Raw genomic sequence first — 15,794 nt, 5'->3', positions numbered from 1 at the left:
CTCATTTAAGCCGGCCTACCGTGCTTCGCGCTACTTGAGGCCACGTAACTGGTCGACCGGGCCTCGTGCTGCGGGAGGCCCGGCAGGCTGCCTCAGCCAACTTCCGCCAGAAACTCGAAGATGGCCGCGCGCGCCTCTGGCTCGTCCAGCATGGGGGCGTGGCCGACGCCGGGAACCTCGGCATAGGCCATGGCGGGGGCGGCCTTCTTCATCTTGTCGGCGATGGCGGAACTGAGCAGGTCCGAGGTTCCGCCGCGCATCAGCAGGGTCGGCTTCTTGCGCGCCAGCGCCCGGAACGAGGGCCAAAGGTTGGGAACCAGGGCCTTGGATCCCGCCGCCTTGATCGGCGCCGCGATGTCGGGGTCGTAGTCCAGCACGGGCGCCCCTTCGGTCCCCTCGCGGAAGACGCGGCGGGCGAAGGCGGCCCAGTCGGCGTCCGTATAGTCGGGGAAGGCCGTCTCATTGATCCGGCGGGCGTAGGCGGTCGCGTCGTCCCAGCTTTCGATTACGACCGGCTGGCCGGTATAGGCGGCGATGCGGGCCAGGCCCTCGGCCGCGACCTCGGGGCCGACGTCGTTGAGGATGGCGGCGGCGATGGCCTTGGGCTTGATGGCCGTCAGCGCCAGGGTGATCAGCCCGCCCATGGAGGTGCCGAGGAAGACCGCCTTCTCGATCCCTGCCTGCTCCATCAGGGCCACGACATCCTTCGCATAGACGTCCGGCGTATAGGTCATGGGATCGGGCGCCCGGTCCGAGCGTCCGCGCCCGCGCACGTCGACGGCCAGGACGCGGCGGCCGCTGTGGGCGATCAGGCCGGCGATGACGCCGAAATCGGCGCTGTTGCGAGTCAGGCCGTGGATGGCGATGACCGGCAGGCGCGCCGGACCTTCGGCCGGGGCGTAGTCGCGCGCGTAGAGGTTCAATCCGTCCGGCGAGGTCCAGCGCCGCTCGACGTAGCGGTCGGCCAGCGGGGTGGTCATCGGCATGGATCGTCTCCGAACAGCAGTTCCGTTCGAGCGACGTTAATTCATCGATTGCGGAATAGCGATCAGGCGCGCGGCAGATCGCGGATGAATTGATCGAGATCGCCCTCGGTGAAGCGGTGGCCCGCCACGCCCGCGCGTCGCGCCGCCTCCATGTCGGACGGCTGGTCGCCGATCATCAACGAGCGGGAGAGGTCGAGGTCGTGCTCGGCGGCGGCCCTCAGCAACATGCCGGGATTGGGCTTGCGGTCGGGGTGGTCGGGATGGCGATAGCGTTCGTCCGCCGCTTCAGAATGGAAGGGACAGGCGTAGACGGCGTCGATGCGTCCGCCGCCTTCGGCCAGCCGCGCGACCAGCCGGCGGTTGAAGTCGTGCATGGTCTCTTCGCTGAACATGCCGCGCGCCACGCCCGACTGGTTGGTGACGATGACGGTGACGTAGCCCGCCGCGTTCAGCCGCTTCACCGCCTCCGCCGCGCCGGGGATCAGCACCAGTTGATCGGGCCGGTGCGGATAGCCGCTGTCGACGATCAGCACGCCGTCACGGTCGAGGAAGGCGGCGGGGCGCTGGGTCATGCGGGCGCCGTCAACAGGGCCGAGAAGGCGGTCATCAGGTGGTAGAGGCTGGAGGCGGGAACGGCGGCGTCCAGCGGTCGTCCCTCGGCGTCAAAGGCGTCGATCCACAGGCCGGGCGTCGTCGTGGCCAGGTGGGTCTGGAACAGGCGATCGATCAATCCGGCCGCCCTGAGGTGTTCGCCGCGCGCATGCAGGACGCGCAGAAGCTCGGTCTGGGCCCACAGGCGTACGCCGCCGTCGCGGACCTGGCCGATCCGGTTGATCTCGCGCACGGCCAGCCCATCCGCGCGGACCCCGCAGGTCAGGCCGCTGGTGTAGAGCGCGCGCGCGGGGGAGCTCAGGTCCGGCAGGCCGAGGCGCGCGGCTTCGCCCAGCAGCCAGACCCATTCCATGTGGTGGCCGGGCTCGATGCACTGGCCTTCTGAACCGGGGCGCGGGCTCCAGTCGGTCTCGTAGAACTCGCCCAGCATCAGATGCTCGCGGTCGAAGAAGCGCCGGTTGAACAGGTCCAGCACCGAGCGCGCCGCCGTTTCAAAGGCCGGATCGGGCGCTGTCGCCTGCCAGGCCAGCAGGGCCTCCAGCATGTGCATGTGCGGGTTCTGGCGGCGCGGCAAGACCGGGGGCAGGGCCTCCTGCCAGCCGCCGTGGACCGGGTCGGCCATCTGCGCCTGGATGGCCGCCAGCGTCTCCAGCGCCAGCGGCTGCGCCTGTTCGTCCTTCAGCACGCGGTGCGCGGCGGCCAGGGCGAACAGGACGAAGGCCAGGTCATAGAGGTCGGGCGTGGCGTCGATCACGACCCCTGCGTCGTCCGTGGCGCGCACCCACAGGCCGTCGTCCCGGCGGTTGTTGCGGATCAGGGCGTCCAGCGCCGCGCGGGCGATGGGTTCGCCGTCGGCCCAGCCCAGCGCGACGGCTTGGATGAAGACATAGGTTTGCCGCGCCTGCACGCGGGTGCGGCGGGGGACGCCCGTGACGGGCCGCCCGTCGAAGTCCAGCTTCTCGAAGAAGCGGTCCTGATCGTCGATCCCCGCCGTGGCCCACAGCGGCAGGGCCTGGCCGAACAGCCAGTCATGGACCCGGTTCCTGGCGGCGGCGTCGAAGCTCATGGGTCCGGCTTAGGCGGCGCTCTCGCCTTTGCCAAGCGGCGGTTTCGTTGCATCGCGCAACGCCGAAGTGACTCCGGGGGGTTTGTTCAGCACCCCGCCGCTTTGCTAGGACGCAGGCTGACACAGACGACCCGCCTTCGCGTCCGCGCCCCGGAAGACGATTCCCCGCCGCGCCGGCCCCATCGAGAGAGCGACATCGCAATGACCATTCCCTTCATCGACCTTCAGGCCCAGCGTCTGCGCCTCGGCGGCAAGATCGAGGCCGCCGTTCAGGAGGCCGTCGTCGGCGGCGCCTGGGTCATGGGCCCGCAGGTGCGCCAGTTCGAGGCCGACCTGGCCGCCTTCGGCAAGGCCAAGCACGCCCTGGGCTGCGCCAACGGCACCGACGCCCTGGCCCTGCCGCTGATGGCCTGGGAGATCGGGCGCGGCGACGCGGTCTTCGTCCCCAGCTTCACCTTCGCCGCCACCGCCGAGGTCGTGCCCTGGTTCGACGCCGAGCCGGTCTTCGTCGATGTGGACGAGAACACCTACAACATGGACCCGGCGGCGCTGGAACGCGCCATCGAGGGCGTCAAGGCCGAGGGCCGCCTGACACCGCGCGTGGTCATCGCCGTCGACCTGTTCGGCCAGCCCGCCGACTATCCGGCGATCAAGTCGATCTGCGACAAGCACGGCCTGAAGCTGATCTCGGATTCGGCCCAGGGCTTCGGCTGCACCATCGACGGCGCGCATCCGCTGAAATGGGCCGATGTGACCACCACCAGCTTCTTCCCGGCCAAGCCGCTGGGCTGCTACGGCGACCGGCGGGGCGGTGCTGACCAACGACGACGACCTGGCCCAGCTGATGGATTCCATCCGGGTTCACGGCAAGGCGGTGGGCGTCGACCTGAAGGACCGCACCTTCGACCATGACCCCAAATATCTGAACATGCGCATCGGCCTGAACAGCCGTCTGGACACCATTCAGGCCGCCGTCCTGATCGAGAAGCTGAAGGTCTTCGCTGAAGAGATCGAATGGCGCAACGCCGCCGCCGCCCGCTATAATGAAGGCCTGCGTCCCCACGTCGCCAAGGTTCCGGACGTTCCGGCGGGCAAGGTCTCCAACTGGGCGCAGTATACTGTCGAGCACTCCGACCGCGACGCCCTGGCCGCACATCTGAAGGATCAGGGCGTGCCGACGGCGGTCTATTATCCGATCCCGCTGCACCTTCAGCCCGCCTATGAGCACTATCCGCGCGGCGCGGGCGGCCTGCCCGTCACCGAGCGGCTGAAGGATGTGGTGATCAGCCTGCCGATGCACGCCGATCTGGATGCGGCGACGCAGGACCGCATCATCGCCGCCGTCGCCAGCTTCAAGGCCTGATCCGCATGACCATCCATCAGACCCCTCTCAAGATCGGCGTCGCGGGCGCCGGCGTCATGGGCCGCAACCACGCCCGCGTTCTGGCCGAACTGCGCGACGTCGAGCTGACGACCGTCTTCGATCCGGACGCCGTGACGGCCGAGGGCGTGGCCGCCGCCTATGGCGCGACCGCCGTGACGACGGCCGAGGCCTTCGTCGCCGCCGGACTGGACGCCGCCGTCATCGCCACGCCGAACCGCTATCACGCCGAACTGGGCGTGGCCCTGCTGAACGCGGGCGTCCATGTGCTGGTGGAGAAGCCGATCGCGGCCACGGTGGCCGACGCCCAGGCCATGATCGACGCGGCCAGGGCCAATGACCGCGTGCTGATGGTCGGCCACGTCGAGCGCTTCAACCCGGCGGTCGAGACGGTCAAGCGCGCCATTGACGGCGACGAGATCATCTCCATCCAGATCACCCGCGTCGGTCCCTTCCCGCCGCGCATGGGCGAGGTCGGGGTGGTCATCGACCTGGCCGTGCACGACATCGACATCATCCGCCATCTGACCGGGTCGGAGATGACCGAGGTCCAGTCCCTGCTGGGCCACACCCACGCCTCGCGTGAGGATTCGGCCCTGCTGCAGTTCCGCATGGACAATGGGGTGATCGCCCACATCACTACCAACTGGGTCACGCCCTATAAGACCCGCGTCCTGCAGGTGGCGACCAAGAACCGCTTCATCGTCGCCGACCTGATCACCCGCCAGGTGACGGAATTCTTCGGCCAGCAGCCGGACGGCTCCTATTCGACGCGGATGCTGAACGCCTGGCCCGCCGAGCCGCTCAAGAAGGAGCACGAGGCCTTCATCCACGCCATCCGCACCGGCGAGACGGCGGCGGTCAGCGGCGAAGACGGCCTGCGCAACCTGGAAGTGGCGCTGAGGTGCCTGGGGGAGTGATCGCCTAATTTAACTCCGCTCACCCCGGCGGACGCCGGGGCCCAGTGAGAACTACAAGCGCGGCGTCTGAGGCCAAAGCACTGGATCCCGGCGTCCGCCGGGATGAGCGGGGAGAGTTTAGGCCTTCACCACCTGCATCGTCAGCCATTCGGCGATCAGGGCGGGCTTGTCGCCGCCGTCGATCTCGACGGTCAGTTCGTGCTTCAGCAGCCACCGGCCGTCGCCCCTGTCCTCGGCCGACAGCAGTTTGAAGCGGCCGCGCACGCGCGATCCCGACGGCGCCGGGGCGAGGAAGCGCAGGCGGTCGAAGCCGTAGTTCACCCCCATGACCAGATCGTCCAGCGGGGCGATCGCATCCATGCTCATGGCCGAGGCGAGGCTGAGGGTCAGGAAGCCGTGCGCGATGGTCCCGCCGAAGGGCGTCGCCTTGGCGCGCTCGGGATCGACGTGGATGAACTGCTCGTCCTCGGTCAGTCCGGCGAAGGCGTCGATGCGCGCCTGATCCAGCGTGAACCAGCGGCTGACGCCGACCTCCTGACCGATCAGGGATTGAAGTTCGCTGGCCTTGGTCATGTGACGCCCTCCCGTTTGCGCCAGCCTTGCGCGGGGAGGGGGCGGAGGCAAGGCCTACCCTTCGAACCGTCCCTCGATGATCTCGCTGAACAGGCCGGGGTCGACGTTGCCGCCCGACAGGACGACGCCCGTGGTCAGGCCCTTCGCCTCGACCTTGCCCGACAGCAGGGCGGCCAGCGATACGGCGCCGCCCGGCTCTATGACCAGTTTCAGCCAGCGGAAGGCGAAGCGCATGGCCTCTGCGACCTCGGCGTCGGTGACGGTCGCCGCGCCCGCCAGGCGTCGGTTGATCGGCCAGGTCAGCTCGCCCGGAATAGGCGCCATCAGGGCGTCGCAGATGGAAGGCGACCCTTGCGGATGGGCGGTGCGCCGGCCCGCCTCCAGCGAGCGGCGGGTGTCGTCGAAGGCGTCGGGCTCGACCACGATGACGCGAGTGTCGGGGCTCTGTTCGGCCATGACCAGATTGATCCCGGCGATCAGCCCGCCGCCTGAGGCGCCGCACAGCAGCTGGTCCATCGGCACGCCCGCTTGCTCCAGCATCTCCAGCCCGACCGTGCCCTGGCCCTCGATGATGAAGGGATCGTCGAACGGCGGGACCAGCACCGAGCCGCGCTCGGCCGCGATCTCGGCGCCGATGGCCTCGCGGCTTTCGGTCCAGCGATCGTAGAAGCGGACCTCGCCGCCGAAGGCGCGCACGCCCTCGACCTTCACCGTCGGGCTGTCCGACGGCATGACGATGACGGCGGGCGTGCCGATGGCCTGGCCGCCGCCGCCACGCCCTGCGCATGGTTGCCGGATGAATAGGCCACGACGCCGCGCGTCTTCTCTTCCTCGGTCAGGCGGCTGACGCGGTTATAGGCGCCGCGGAACTTGAAGGCGCCCGCGACCTGAAAGGTTTCGGCCTTCATCAGGACGCGCCCGCCGACGGCCTCGTTCAGGGCCGGATGCTCGATCAGCGGCGTGCGGACGGCGGCGGGGCGATCTGGCGGGCGGCGTCGACGACGCCTGAGAAGGAGGGCGCATGCATGAGAAATCGATACCTTCATCTGTCGGCTTGTCGGGTTCGTATGCGCCACGCAGGATACGGTCTCATGAATCCTTATTTGCTCATTGACGCGCAACTCGACTGTCAGGCCGCCGAAAAGGGCTGGGTCGTGTTCAGGGAATGGGCGAACATCCCCGCCCGATTCTTCTATATTCCGGGGCATGACGGTCATGACTGTTTTCAGGTCTCGATTGCGCCTCCTGTCATGGACGCCCTTGTCGTGACCGCTTGCTCCGTAGACACGAATGACGATCAGAACTTCGAGCGGGTCTGGCGAGGCGGCATTGAAGAAATCGACAGCCTCCTGTCCTTGGCCATCGATCAGATCGAAATCTGGAAAAACCGCGCCTCATGAACCGTCTCATCCTCGCCATTGATCAGGGCACCACCTCGACGCGGGCGATTGCGTTTGAAGTCTCGCCTGAGGGGGCGTTCAACGCCGTCGCGGTCAGCCAGATTGATCTGGCGCAGCATTTCCCGCAGTCGGGTTGGGTCGAGCATGACGCGGCCGAGATCTGGCGCGCGACGCTGCAGACTTGTCGCGAGGTGGTCAGGAAGGCGGGCGGCGTCAGCCGCTTCGCCGCCATCGGCATCACCAATCAGCGCGAGACCTCGGTGATCTGGGACGCGGCGACCGGCGAGCCCCTGCACCGCGCCATCGTCTGGCAGGACCGGCGTACGGCCGAGGCCACGGGCAAGCTGGCGGCGGCAGGGCATGAGGCGATGGTGCAGGCGGCGACGGGCCTGATCCTCGATCCCTATTTCTCGGCCTCGAAATACGCCTGGCTGCTGGACGCCGTGCCCGGCGCGCGCGAACGGGCGGCGCGGGGCGAGGTCAAGCTGGGCACCATCGACGCCTGGCTGATCTGGAAGCTGACCGGCGGAAACAGCCACGTCACCGACGCCACCAACGCCAGCCGCACCAGCCTGATGGACCTGAAGACCCGCGCCTGGCGCCCGGACCTGTGCGACCTGTTCGGCGTGCCGATGCAGGCCCTGCCGGAAATCCGCGACTGCGACGCCCTGTTGGGGAAGGCCGATGCGTCCCTGCTGGGGCGCGCCCTGCCCATTCATGGGTCGGCGGGGGATCAGCACGCGGCGCTGGTCGGACACGGGGCGCTGACGGCGGGGGACGCCAAGATCACCTACGGCACTGGCGCCTTTCTGGTCGCCAATGTCGGGGCGGCGCCGGTGGCCTCGACCTCGCGGCTGCTGGGGACGCTGGGCTATGCGGCGGGAGGGCAGGCGGCCTATGCGCTGGAGGGCTCCATCTTCTCGGCCGGGTCGGCGATCCAGTGGCTGCGCGACGGGCTGAAGGTGCTGTCGGACTCGCGTCAGTCCGAGGCCATGGCCCAGACGCTGACGGGCAACGGCGGGGTCTATCTGGTCCCCGGCTTCACCGGCCTGGGCGCGCCGTGGTGGGAGCCGGAGGCGCGGGGCACGGTCGTCGGCCTGACCCGCGACAGCGGACCGGCGCACATGGTCCGCGCCGCGCTGGAGAGCCTGGCTTATCAAACCCGCGACCTGCTGGACGCCTTGACCAAGGACGGGGCGCCGCCGCTGAAGCGGCTCAAGGTCGACGGCGGCGTCACCGCCAACGCCTTCGCCATGCAGTTCATCGCCGACATCTGCGAGGTCGAGGTCGAACGCCCGGCCTTCCAGGAGATGACGGCCATGGGGGCGGCGCGGCTGGCGGCCTATGGCGTGGGCCTGACCGAGGCCCTGTGGACCGCACCGGCCGAGGCGCCCGCCGTCTGGACCCCGCGCATGGGAGCCGAGGAGCGGGCGCGGCTGCTCAAGGGCTGGCGCGGCGCGGTCAGGGCGGCCATCATCGCCGCCCAGCCGGAGGAGGGGGAATGACCGAGGGCCGCGGATTCACAGGCATTGGACGCTCAAACTGCGTTTTCGGGCACGCGCGAGGTGGACGACCGCCATCGGCTGGACGAGGCGGCGCTGGACGCCTGGCTGGCGGCGAACGTCGAGGGCTACGCCGGGCCGCTGACCATCCGTCAATTCAAGGGCGGCCAGTCCAACCCGACCTATGAGCTGACCACGCCGGGCCGGACCTATGTGCTGCGTCGCAAGCCGCCGGGCGCGCTGCTGGCCAGCGCCCACGCCGTGGACCGCGAGTTCGCCGTCATTTCCGCCCTGCACGCCCAGGGCTTTCCGGTCGCGCGGCCTTATGCTCTGTGTGCGGACGATGACGTCATCGGCTCCATCTTTCTACGTCATGGAGAAGGTCGAGGGGCGCATCTTCTGGGACTTGAAGCTGCCCGGCCTGACGCCGCCGGAGCGCCGCGCGATCTATGACGCCCAGGTCGATACGCTGGCGGCGCTGCACCGACTGGAGCCCGACGCCGTCGGCCTGGCCGACTACGGCAAGGCGGGGAACTATTTCGCCCGCCAGGTGGGGCGCTGGACCAAGCAGTATCGCGCCTCCGAGATCGAACCGATCGCGGCCATGGACCGGCTGATCGCCTTCCTGCCCGACAGCCTGCCGCCCGAGGGGCCGACGCGGATCGTGCATGGGGACTTCCGCCTCGACAATCTGATCCTCGATCCGGCCGAGGCGAAGGTGCGGGCGGTGCTGGACTGGGAGCTGTCGACCCTGGGCGACCCGATGGCGGATTTTTCCTATCTGCTGATCGCCTGGGTCATCCCGGCGTCCCTGCGCAACGGCCTAGCGGGGGCGAATCTGAAGGCGCTGGGCATTCCCTCGGTGGATGAGACGGTCGCGCGTTATGCGCAGAAGACCGGGACGGCGGCGCCGACGAACCTGAACTGGCTGTTCGCCTATAATCTGTTCCGGCTGGCGGCCATTTGTCAGGGCATAGCCGGACGGGTGCGCGACGGCACCGCCGCCAGCGCCCATGCGAAGGCCATGGCGGCCCAGGTCGGCCCGCTTTCGGATGCGGCCTGGGGCTTTGCGCGCAGGGCCGGGGCCTAGCGGAGCTATATGGAAACAGTTTTTGTTACTGATCGATTTGGTGAAACGCTCACGGAAGGCCTACCTTCCCATCAGGAGCATGAACCCTGATGTCTGACAGCCAACGTTTTCCCGTCGCCGCCCACGCCCTGGCCTATCTGGCCCACAAGGGCGCCTATGCGGCGACCGAGGCCGAGCCGAGCGCCGTCCTGGCGGCTTCGGTGCCGACCAATCCGGTGGTGATCCGCCGGGTCACGGCCCTGCTGGCCAAGGCGGGCCTGATCGCTACGCGCCCCGGCGCGTCGGGCGGCTCGTGGCTGCTGCGGCGGCCCGAGGATATTCGCCTGGATGAGGTGCTCAAGGCGGTGAACGGCTGCGCCCAGCTGGGCTCGCCGCCCGCCGGCGCCAAGGGCTGCCCGGTCGGCGAGCATATTCCGCGCCAGGTGGCCAAGGCCCTGACGGCGGCGGATCAGGCGGCGGGCGCGGCCCTGTCGAAGATCACCATCGCCGACCTGCTGGCCGAAGATTCCGAGGTGCTGCGTCCGTTCGCGCCGCATCCGTGCTGCCCCAACGCCGACGCGGCCTGACGAGGCGTTCTTGGGGGAGGGGCGTCGCACCGTTCTGATCACGGGGGCTTCGGCGGGCATCGGCGCCGCCCTGGCGCGCGTCTGCGCGGCGCGGGGCCATGACCTGATCCTGACCGCCCGGCGCGAAGGGCCGCTTCAGGCCCTGGCCGAGGAGCTGGCCGGCGCCCATGGCGTCGCCGCGACCGTCGTCGTCGCCGACCTGGCTGAATCCGAGGCGCCTGCGCGTCTGGTCGAGGCGATCGCGGCGCGGGGGCTGAGCGTCGACGGCCTGATCAACAATGCGGGCTTCAGCCGCACCACGGGCTTTCTGACGACCGATCCGGCGGACCACGCCGCCATGATCCGGGTCATGCTGAGCGCGCCGGTCGAGCTGTCGCGCCTGGTGTTGCCCGGCATGGTCGCGCGCGGCTGGGGCCGGGTGTTGAACGTGGCCTCCCTGGCCGGACAGATGCCGGCGACGGGCGGCGACACGCTTTACGGCCCGATCAAGAGCTTCCTGATCAAGGCGTCGCAGGGGTTGTGGCTGGAGACGCAAGGGACCGGCGTGCACGTCACCGCCCTGTGCCCCGGCTACACCTATACCGAGTTCCACGACGTCAACGGCTCGCGCGAGCAGGTCTCGGCCGCCTATCCCAAGTGGATGTGGATGGACGCCGACCGCGTGGCCCGCATCGGCTGGGACGCGGTCGAAGCCAATCGGCCGCGCGTGACGCCGGGCGCAGCCAACAATGTGCTGGCGGCGCTGGGCGGGCTGCTGCCCGACGCCCTGGCGCTGAAGATGGTCGGCGGCCACGCCAGACGGCTGGACCGCCTCTAGAGCATTTAGTGCCCGCCGGAGGGGTAGGGGGTGGTGACGCCCGCGCTGAACATGCCCGGCAGGGCTTCGCCCAGACCCATCAGGATGAACTGGATCGCCAGGGCGCACAGGATCAGGCCCAGCACCCGCACCACGATGGCCATGCCCACGTCGCCCAGGATGCGGCTGATCGGGCCGGTGGCGGCGAAGCACAGGAAGGTGACGACGCAGGCGGCGACCATGGCGGTCAGCGACGCCGCCGTGCCCGCCGCGCCCAGCTTCTGGGCCTCGCCCGCCTGGATGATGATGGCCGAGATGGCGCCCGGCCCGATCATCAGGGGAATGGCGAAGGGCACGATCAGGCGCTTGAACCGGCGCTTGGCGTAGCCGCGCACGTCCTGGGCGTCGGTCGCGGCGTCGGCGTCGGCGAAGATCTTGAGGAAGTCCTCGCGCGCCATGTCCAAGCCCAGCAGCAGCAGCAGGATGCCGCCCGCGATGCGGAAGGCGGCCAGAGAAATGCCGAAGAACTGCAACAGGCCCAGGCCCGTGAAGAAGAAGAAGCCGAGGAAGACCGCCGCGAAGGCGCAGATCATGGCCGAGACGGTGATGCGCTGGCGCAGAGAGGCGCCCGCCGTAGCCGCCGCGAAGATCGGCACATTGCCGATCGGGTCCAGCAGGGCGAACAGCGCCACGAACAGGTTGACCCCCAGATCGACCGCGTTCATTGCTTGCCCCCGCCTTAGAAAACCCGCCGCGCGACCGCGACCCCTTGTCTCACCTATCGGGGCATCCGCGCGCGCCTGCAAGCCGCCGAGAGCCGGAAATGTCAGCAGACCGTCCCAATCGCCCCTTCGACCCGCGCGTCATCTGCGCCCTGGACGTGCCGACGATCGATGAGGCGCGCGCCCTGGTCGAACGGATCGGCGATGCGGTCGGCTTCTACAAGGTCGGGCTGCAGCTGTTCGCCTCGGACGGCATGGGGCTGGCGCGCGAGCTGAAGGCGTCGGGCGCCCAGGTGTTCCTGGACTGGAAACTGCACGACATCGGCGCGACGGTGGAGAAGGCGACGGCGGTGCTGGCGAATGCGGGCTGCGACCTGCTGACCGTCCACGCCCGGCCCCAGGTGATGGCGGCGGCGGCGCGCGGCGCGGCGGGATCGGAGCTGAAGATCCTGGGCGTCACCGTCCTAACCAGCCTGACCGACGACGATCTGAAGGCGGACGACCACTGCCTGTCGGCGGCCGAACTGGTGGAACAGCGGGTGCGTCAGGCGTTGGAGGCTGGAATCCACGGCGTCGTCTCCAGCCCGCATGAGGCGGGCCGCGCGCGTGAAATCGCGACGAGGGCGGGGCGTGAGGACTTCCTGATCGTGACGCCGGGCGTGCGGCCCGCAGGCGCGGCCATGGACGATCAGGCGCGCGCCGCGACCCCGGCCAGCGCCCTGCAATCTGGGGCGACCCATCTGGTCATCGGCCGTCCGATCACAGCCGTCGCCGATCCGCGCGCGGCCGCCCAGGCGATCACCCAGGAGATCGCCCTGGTCTGAGGCCTATGGGCTTGATCCGTAAGGGGTCTGCTTCACGTGAAACAAGAAGGGGCGGCGTCTGCGGACGCCGCCCTTTTCGTATCAGCCGCGTTCGCCGCGTTCCTGGCGATAGGGCCGCTCGGTCGGAGACGGCGGCGCCGGCGGGGCGGGCGGCACGGCGTAATAGCCCTGGTCGAAGTTCACGACCGGCGGAGCGGTTTCGACGCGCGGCGGCTCGACGTAGACGTTGGGGCGGGCCACCTCGACCTGGGCCGGGGCGACGCGCACATCGGCGGCGGCCACATGGACCGGCGGCGGCGCCACGTGGACGCGGGCCGGTTCAACGTAGACCGGGGCCGGCTGCACATAGACTGGCGGCGATTCCACATAGACGGGCGGTTGCGAGACATAGACCGGCGGCTGGCTGACGTAGACCGGCTCTGAACGGTAGTAGACGGGCTGGGGCGGCGGGCCGCAACGGCCGCAGTCCTGGCCGTATCCGCCCTGATAATAGCCCTGCTGGTAATAGCCGCCGCCGCTGTACTGGCCGCCGTAACCGCCATAGCCGTAGCGCGCCCAGGGGTAGCGGCCGTAGCCGTCGACCGGATAGCCGAAGGGCATGGAGCGGGTGACGCCGGAATAGGCGTAGCCGCCGTGCTGGATCGGCGGCTGCGACGGAGCCATCACGACCGGCGGACGAACTCCGGCGCCGCCGTAGCCGTAACCATAGCCGTAGCTTTCGATCGGGCCGTAGCCGCCCTGCCAGCCGGTGTCGCTGTACCAGGTCTGGGCGCGGGTCTGGACCACGGGACCGCGGGCGTAGCCGGCGGCGGCGTTGTATCGGGCGCCGGCCTGATGAGCCTCGGCCGCTCCGGCGATGAGGATCGCCGCGCCTGCGGCGGCGTAGAATAGAGCCTTCATGGCTGCGCTCCTTGTTTCAGCCGTAAAGGTTAATGCGGATCTGGCCGGAGCGTTCACTATTCTCCCGTCAAGGGAACGGGGAGGCCGCATCGGCGGGAGGCATGAGGCGTCCAGACCGCCTTCGCTCAGGCAGCGAACCGCCGCGCGGGGAGCGTTAGCGCCCTACCAGCTCAAGCAGCGAGCCGCCGCGCGGGGAGCGCTAGCGCCCTAAAAGTCCACCGCCAGACCCTTCTTCTCCCAGTCGCCGAAACGGGTGGGCTCCGGTCCCTTGCGGCCGCCGACCTCGTTCGGAAGCGCGGCGGCCTCCTCGGCGGCGCGGCGTTCGGCCGCCTCCAGCAGGGCGCGGCGGGCGGCCTCGTTCAGGGGGCGCTCGGGCGTGGCGTGGGGCACGTCGGCGTTGAAGGCTTCCTCGGGGGAAGGTTCAGTCGGGGGGGTGGGCTGTTCGGTCACAGGTCGCCTGCCTTGAGAGCGGGGATACTGGGGCTCAAATAGACGTTCCGGCTGAACACGCCACCCCTTGAAGTCCGACAGCGCGACCGAAGCCCGTATGAACCATCTGAAGACATTCGCCCTGCTGGCCGTGATGACCGCCCTGTTCATGGGGATCGGCTATCTGATCGGCAAAGGGCCCGGCATGGCGATCGCCCTGGTCGCGGCGGCGGGCATGAACCTGTTTTCCTATTGGAATGCGGACAAGATCGTCCTGAAGATGTACCGCGCCCAGCCGGTGGATGAGACCCACCCCAACGCCGTGGTGCGCGCCTATGTCGCCGATGTGAAGCAGATGGCCGGCGACGCGGGCCTGCCCCTGCCCAACATCACCATCATTCCGAACGATCAGCCGAACGCCTTCGCCACGGGACGCAATCCTCAAAATGCGGCGGTGGCGGCGACGACGGGCCTGCTGGACATGCTGACGCGCGAGGAAATCCGCGGCGTCATGGCGCACGAGCTGGCCCATGTGAAGAACCGCGACACCCTGACCATGACGGTCACGGCGACGGTGGCGGGCGCCATCGCCATGCTGGCCAACTTCGCCCTGTTCTTCGGCGGCGGGGACGACCGCGAGCGGCCGGGCGGCATGATCGGGACCATCGCCCTAATGCTGCTGGCGCCGATGGCGGCGGGTCTAGTGCAGATGGCCATCAGCCGCACCCGCGAATATGAAGCCGATCGCGTCGGCGCCGAGATCGCCGACGACCCTCAGGCCCTGGCTTCGGCCCTGCAGAAGATCGAGGCCTATGCGCGCGGGGCGGTCAACGCCCCGGCCGAGCGCAATCCGGCGACGGCCCATATGTTCATCATCAATCCGCTGAACGGGAAGGGGGCGGACAATCTGTTCTCGACCCACCCGGCCACCGGCAATCGCGTCCGCGCCCTGATGGAGCTGGGCGCGAAGATGGGCATGGGCGGGCGCGTGCGTCCGGCGGCGGCCTTCGTCGCGCCTGCGCCTGTCGCCTCCAGCACGTCCGCCGCGCCGGTCCGGGGGACCAGCGTGCCGACGACCGACGACGCCCCCGCCGCGCCGCCGCGCGGGCCGTGGGGCTGAGGCTTCCGCAAGTATGGAGCTTTGCGTGAGCGGGCTTAAGCCGCTAGAGCGAAATCGGTTCAGTTGGACGAGTGTCCAACTGAACACAGATATTCGCTCCAAGCATAATTCTGGACCATTGTTCTGGGTTCAGTCGATTTCGACTGAACCGAAAATGGTCTAGAGCGCGCGCCATGACCGACGAGACCGATCCCAAACCGTTCGACGCCGACCGCCCCGAATGGGCCAAGGCGCATGGCCCGCTGCGCTCCTTCGGACGCATCAAGTCGCGGCCGATCAAGGCGAAGCAGGCGGCCCTGTTCGACACCCTGATGCCGCGCATCGCCGTGCCGGACCCGGCCAAGGGGCCGATCGACCCTCAAGCCCTGATGCCCGGCGCGAAAGCGGCGTGGCTGGAGATCGGCTTCGGCGGCGGCGAGCATCTGGCGGCCCAGGCGGCGCGCCATCCCGAGGCGGTGATGATCGGCTGTGAGCCCTTCCTGAACGGCGTCGCCTCGGCTTTGCGTCACGTCGAGGAAGGCGGGCTTCAGAATGTGCGGCTGCACGCCGACGACGCCCGCGCGGTGATGACGGCCCTGCCGGACGCCTCGCTGGACCGGGTGATGATCCTATTCCCCGACCCCTGGCACAAGGCGCGCCACAACAAGCGCCGCTTCCTGCAGGACGAGACGGCGGTGGAGATCGCCCGCCTGCTGAAGCCGGGCGGCCGCGTGCGTTTCGTCACCGACTGGCTGGACTACGCCGACTGGGCGCTGGAGCGGCTGGCGCGTACGCCGGGACTGACGCGCCGGGAGACGGGCACCGACTGGTTCGCCGCGCCCGAAGATCACGTCGTCACCCGCTATGAGGAAAAGAAGCTGGGCGACACCGATCCGATCTTCCTGGAGTTTGAACGCCTGGCCTGAAC

The 15,794-nt window shown here is 69.1% G+C and carries 17 protein-coding genes and 2 pseudogenes; 11 read left to right on the top strand and 8 right to left on the bottom strand.

Going from position 1 to position 15,794, the window contains the following annotated elements; translation table 11 throughout:
- Nucleotides 1-92 precede the first annotated feature (92 nt).
- The 3 genes from FGL25_RS15310 to FGL25_RS15300 form a co-directional block, all read right to left on the bottom strand.
- Nucleotides 93-986, bottom strand: a complete 894-nt coding sequence (locus tag FGL25_RS15310; RefSeq protein ID WP_138142178.1) for an alpha/beta fold hydrolase — start codon at nt 984-986, stop codon at nt 93-95.
- 62 nt (nt 987-1,048) lie between these two features.
- Nucleotides 1,049-1,558, bottom strand: a complete 510-nt coding sequence (locus tag FGL25_RS15305; protein ID WP_138142177.1) for a D-glycero-alpha-D-manno-heptose-1,7-bisphosphate 7-phosphatase — start codon at nt 1,556-1,558, stop codon at nt 1,049-1,051.
- Nucleotides 1,555-2,664 carry an AGE family epimerase/isomerase gene (locus tag FGL25_RS15300; protein WP_138142176.1) on the bottom strand — a complete coding sequence of 370 codons (1,110 nt, stop codon included), beginning with the start codon at nt 2,662-2,664 and terminating at the stop codon, nt 1,555-1,557. The genes FGL25_RS15305 and FGL25_RS15300 overlap by 4 nt, the downstream gene beginning before the upstream one ends.
- A gap of 201 nt (nt 2,665-2,865) precedes the next feature.
- Here FGL25_RS15300 and FGL25_RS15295 point away from each other — a divergent pair.
- Both FGL25_RS15295 and FGL25_RS15290 read left to right on the top strand, forming a co-directional pair.
- Nucleotides 2,866-4,027: pseudogene (locus FGL25_RS15295) on the top strand (DegT/DnrJ/EryC1/StrS family aminotransferase).
- Nucleotides 4,028-4,032: 5 nt separating this feature from the next.
- Nucleotides 4,033-4,965, top strand: coding sequence for a Gfo/Idh/MocA family protein (locus FGL25_RS15290; RefSeq protein ID WP_128114678.1), 933 nt, complete (start codon nt 4,033-4,035; stop codon nt 4,963-4,965).
- A gap of 117 nt (nt 4,966-5,082) precedes the next feature.
- Here the strand turns inward: FGL25_RS15290 and FGL25_RS15285 are convergent, their stop codons facing one another.
- Nucleotides 5,083-5,538 carry a MaoC family dehydratase gene (locus FGL25_RS15285; protein ID WP_138142175.1) on the bottom strand — a complete coding sequence of 152 codons (456 nt, stop codon included), beginning with the start codon at nt 5,536-5,538 and terminating at the stop codon, nt 5,083-5,085.
- 54 nt (nt 5,539-5,592) lie between these two features.
- Nucleotides 5,593-6,565 (bottom strand): annotated as a pseudogene (locus FGL25_RS15280) (threonine ammonia-lyase).
- Between the two features lie 64 nt (nt 6,566-6,629).
- Here FGL25_RS15280 and FGL25_RS15275 point away from each other — a divergent pair.
- The 6 genes from FGL25_RS15275 to FGL25_RS15255 all read left to right on the top strand — a co-directional run bounded on the left by FGL25_RS15275 (nt 6,630) and on the right by FGL25_RS15255 (nt 10,913).
- On the top strand, nt 6,630-6,938 hold the full coding sequence (locus FGL25_RS15275) for a hypothetical protein (protein ID WP_138142174.1): 309 nt from the start codon (nt 6,630-6,632) through the stop codon (nt 6,936-6,938).
- Nucleotides 6,935-8,443 carry a glycerol kinase GlpK gene (gene glpK, locus FGL25_RS15270; RefSeq protein WP_138142173.1) on the top strand — a complete coding sequence of 503 codons (1,509 nt, stop codon included), beginning with the start codon at nt 6,935-6,937 and terminating at the stop codon, nt 8,441-8,443. Before FGL25_RS15275 ends, glpK begins: the two co-directional genes overlap by 4 nt.
- A gap of 24 nt (nt 8,444-8,467) precedes the next feature.
- On the top strand, nt 8,468-8,893 hold the full coding sequence (locus FGL25_RS17740) for a phosphotransferase (RefSeq protein ID WP_252970221.1): 426 nt from the start codon (nt 8,468-8,470) through the stop codon (nt 8,891-8,893).
- On the top strand, nt 8,814-9,530 hold the full coding sequence (locus FGL25_RS15265; RefSeq protein ID WP_252970220.1) for a phosphotransferase family protein: 717 nt from the start codon (nt 8,814-8,816) through the stop codon (nt 9,528-9,530). The genes FGL25_RS17740 and FGL25_RS15265 overlap by 80 nt, the downstream gene beginning before the upstream one ends.
- Nucleotides 9,531-9,619: 89 nt before the next feature.
- A complete protein-coding gene (locus FGL25_RS15260) occupies nt 9,620-10,096 on the top strand; it encodes an Rrf2 family transcriptional regulator (protein WP_003166623.1) in 477 nt (158 codons plus the stop codon).
- Between the two features lie 10 nt (nt 10,097-10,106).
- Nucleotides 10,107-10,913 (top strand): SDR family NAD(P)-dependent oxidoreductase, encoded by an 807-nt coding sequence (locus FGL25_RS15255; protein ID WP_138142172.1) that lies wholly within the window; start codon nt 10,107-10,109, stop codon nt 10,911-10,913.
- A gap of 5 nt (nt 10,914-10,918) precedes the next feature.
- Here FGL25_RS15255 and FGL25_RS15250 read toward each other — a convergent pair whose 3' ends face one another.
- Nucleotides 10,919-11,617: a MarC family protein gene (locus FGL25_RS15250; RefSeq protein ID WP_138142171.1), complete on the bottom strand. Its 699-nt coding sequence runs from the start codon at nt 11,615-11,617 to the stop codon at nt 10,919-10,921.
- Between the two features lie 98 nt (nt 11,618-11,715).
- Between FGL25_RS15250 and pyrF the strand changes: the two genes are divergently transcribed.
- On the top strand, nt 11,716-12,438 hold the full coding sequence (gene pyrF / locus FGL25_RS15245) for an orotidine-5'-phosphate decarboxylase (RefSeq protein ID WP_138142170.1): 723 nt from the start codon (nt 11,716-11,718) through the stop codon (nt 12,436-12,438).
- An 81-nt stretch (nt 12,439-12,519) separates the two neighbouring features.
- Here pyrF and FGL25_RS15240 read toward each other — a convergent pair whose 3' ends face one another.
- Nucleotides 12,520-13,338 (bottom strand): hypothetical protein, encoded by an 819-nt coding sequence (locus tag FGL25_RS15240; RefSeq protein WP_138142169.1) that lies wholly within the window; start codon nt 13,336-13,338, stop codon nt 12,520-12,522.
- Between the two features lie 207 nt (nt 13,339-13,545).
- Nucleotides 13,546-13,788 carry a DUF1674 domain-containing protein gene (locus FGL25_RS15235; protein WP_040346456.1) on the bottom strand — a complete coding sequence of 81 codons (243 nt, stop codon included), beginning with the start codon at nt 13,786-13,788 and terminating at the stop codon, nt 13,546-13,548.
- A gap of 97 nt (nt 13,789-13,885) precedes the next feature.
- On the opposite strand from FGL25_RS15235, the gene htpX reads away from it, so the two are divergent.
- Nucleotides 13,886-14,887: a zinc metalloprotease HtpX gene (gene htpX / locus FGL25_RS15230; RefSeq protein ID WP_046652878.1), complete on the top strand. Its 1,002-nt coding sequence runs from the start codon at nt 13,886-13,888 to the stop codon at nt 14,885-14,887.
- Nucleotides 14,888-15,060: 173 nt separating this feature from the next.
- Nucleotides 15,061-15,792, top strand: a complete 732-nt coding sequence (gene trmB, locus FGL25_RS15225; protein WP_138142168.1) for a tRNA (guanosine(46)-N7)-methyltransferase TrmB — start codon at nt 15,061-15,063, stop codon at nt 15,790-15,792.
- Nucleotides 15,793-15,794 lie beyond the last annotated feature (2 nt).

The organism is Brevundimonas vancanneytii, from assembly GCF_901421975.1.
GTDB lineage: Bacteria > Pseudomonadota > Alphaproteobacteria > Caulobacterales > Caulobacteraceae > Brevundimonas > Brevundimonas diminuta.
This window is presented reverse-complemented; position numbering and strand designations above follow the sequence as displayed.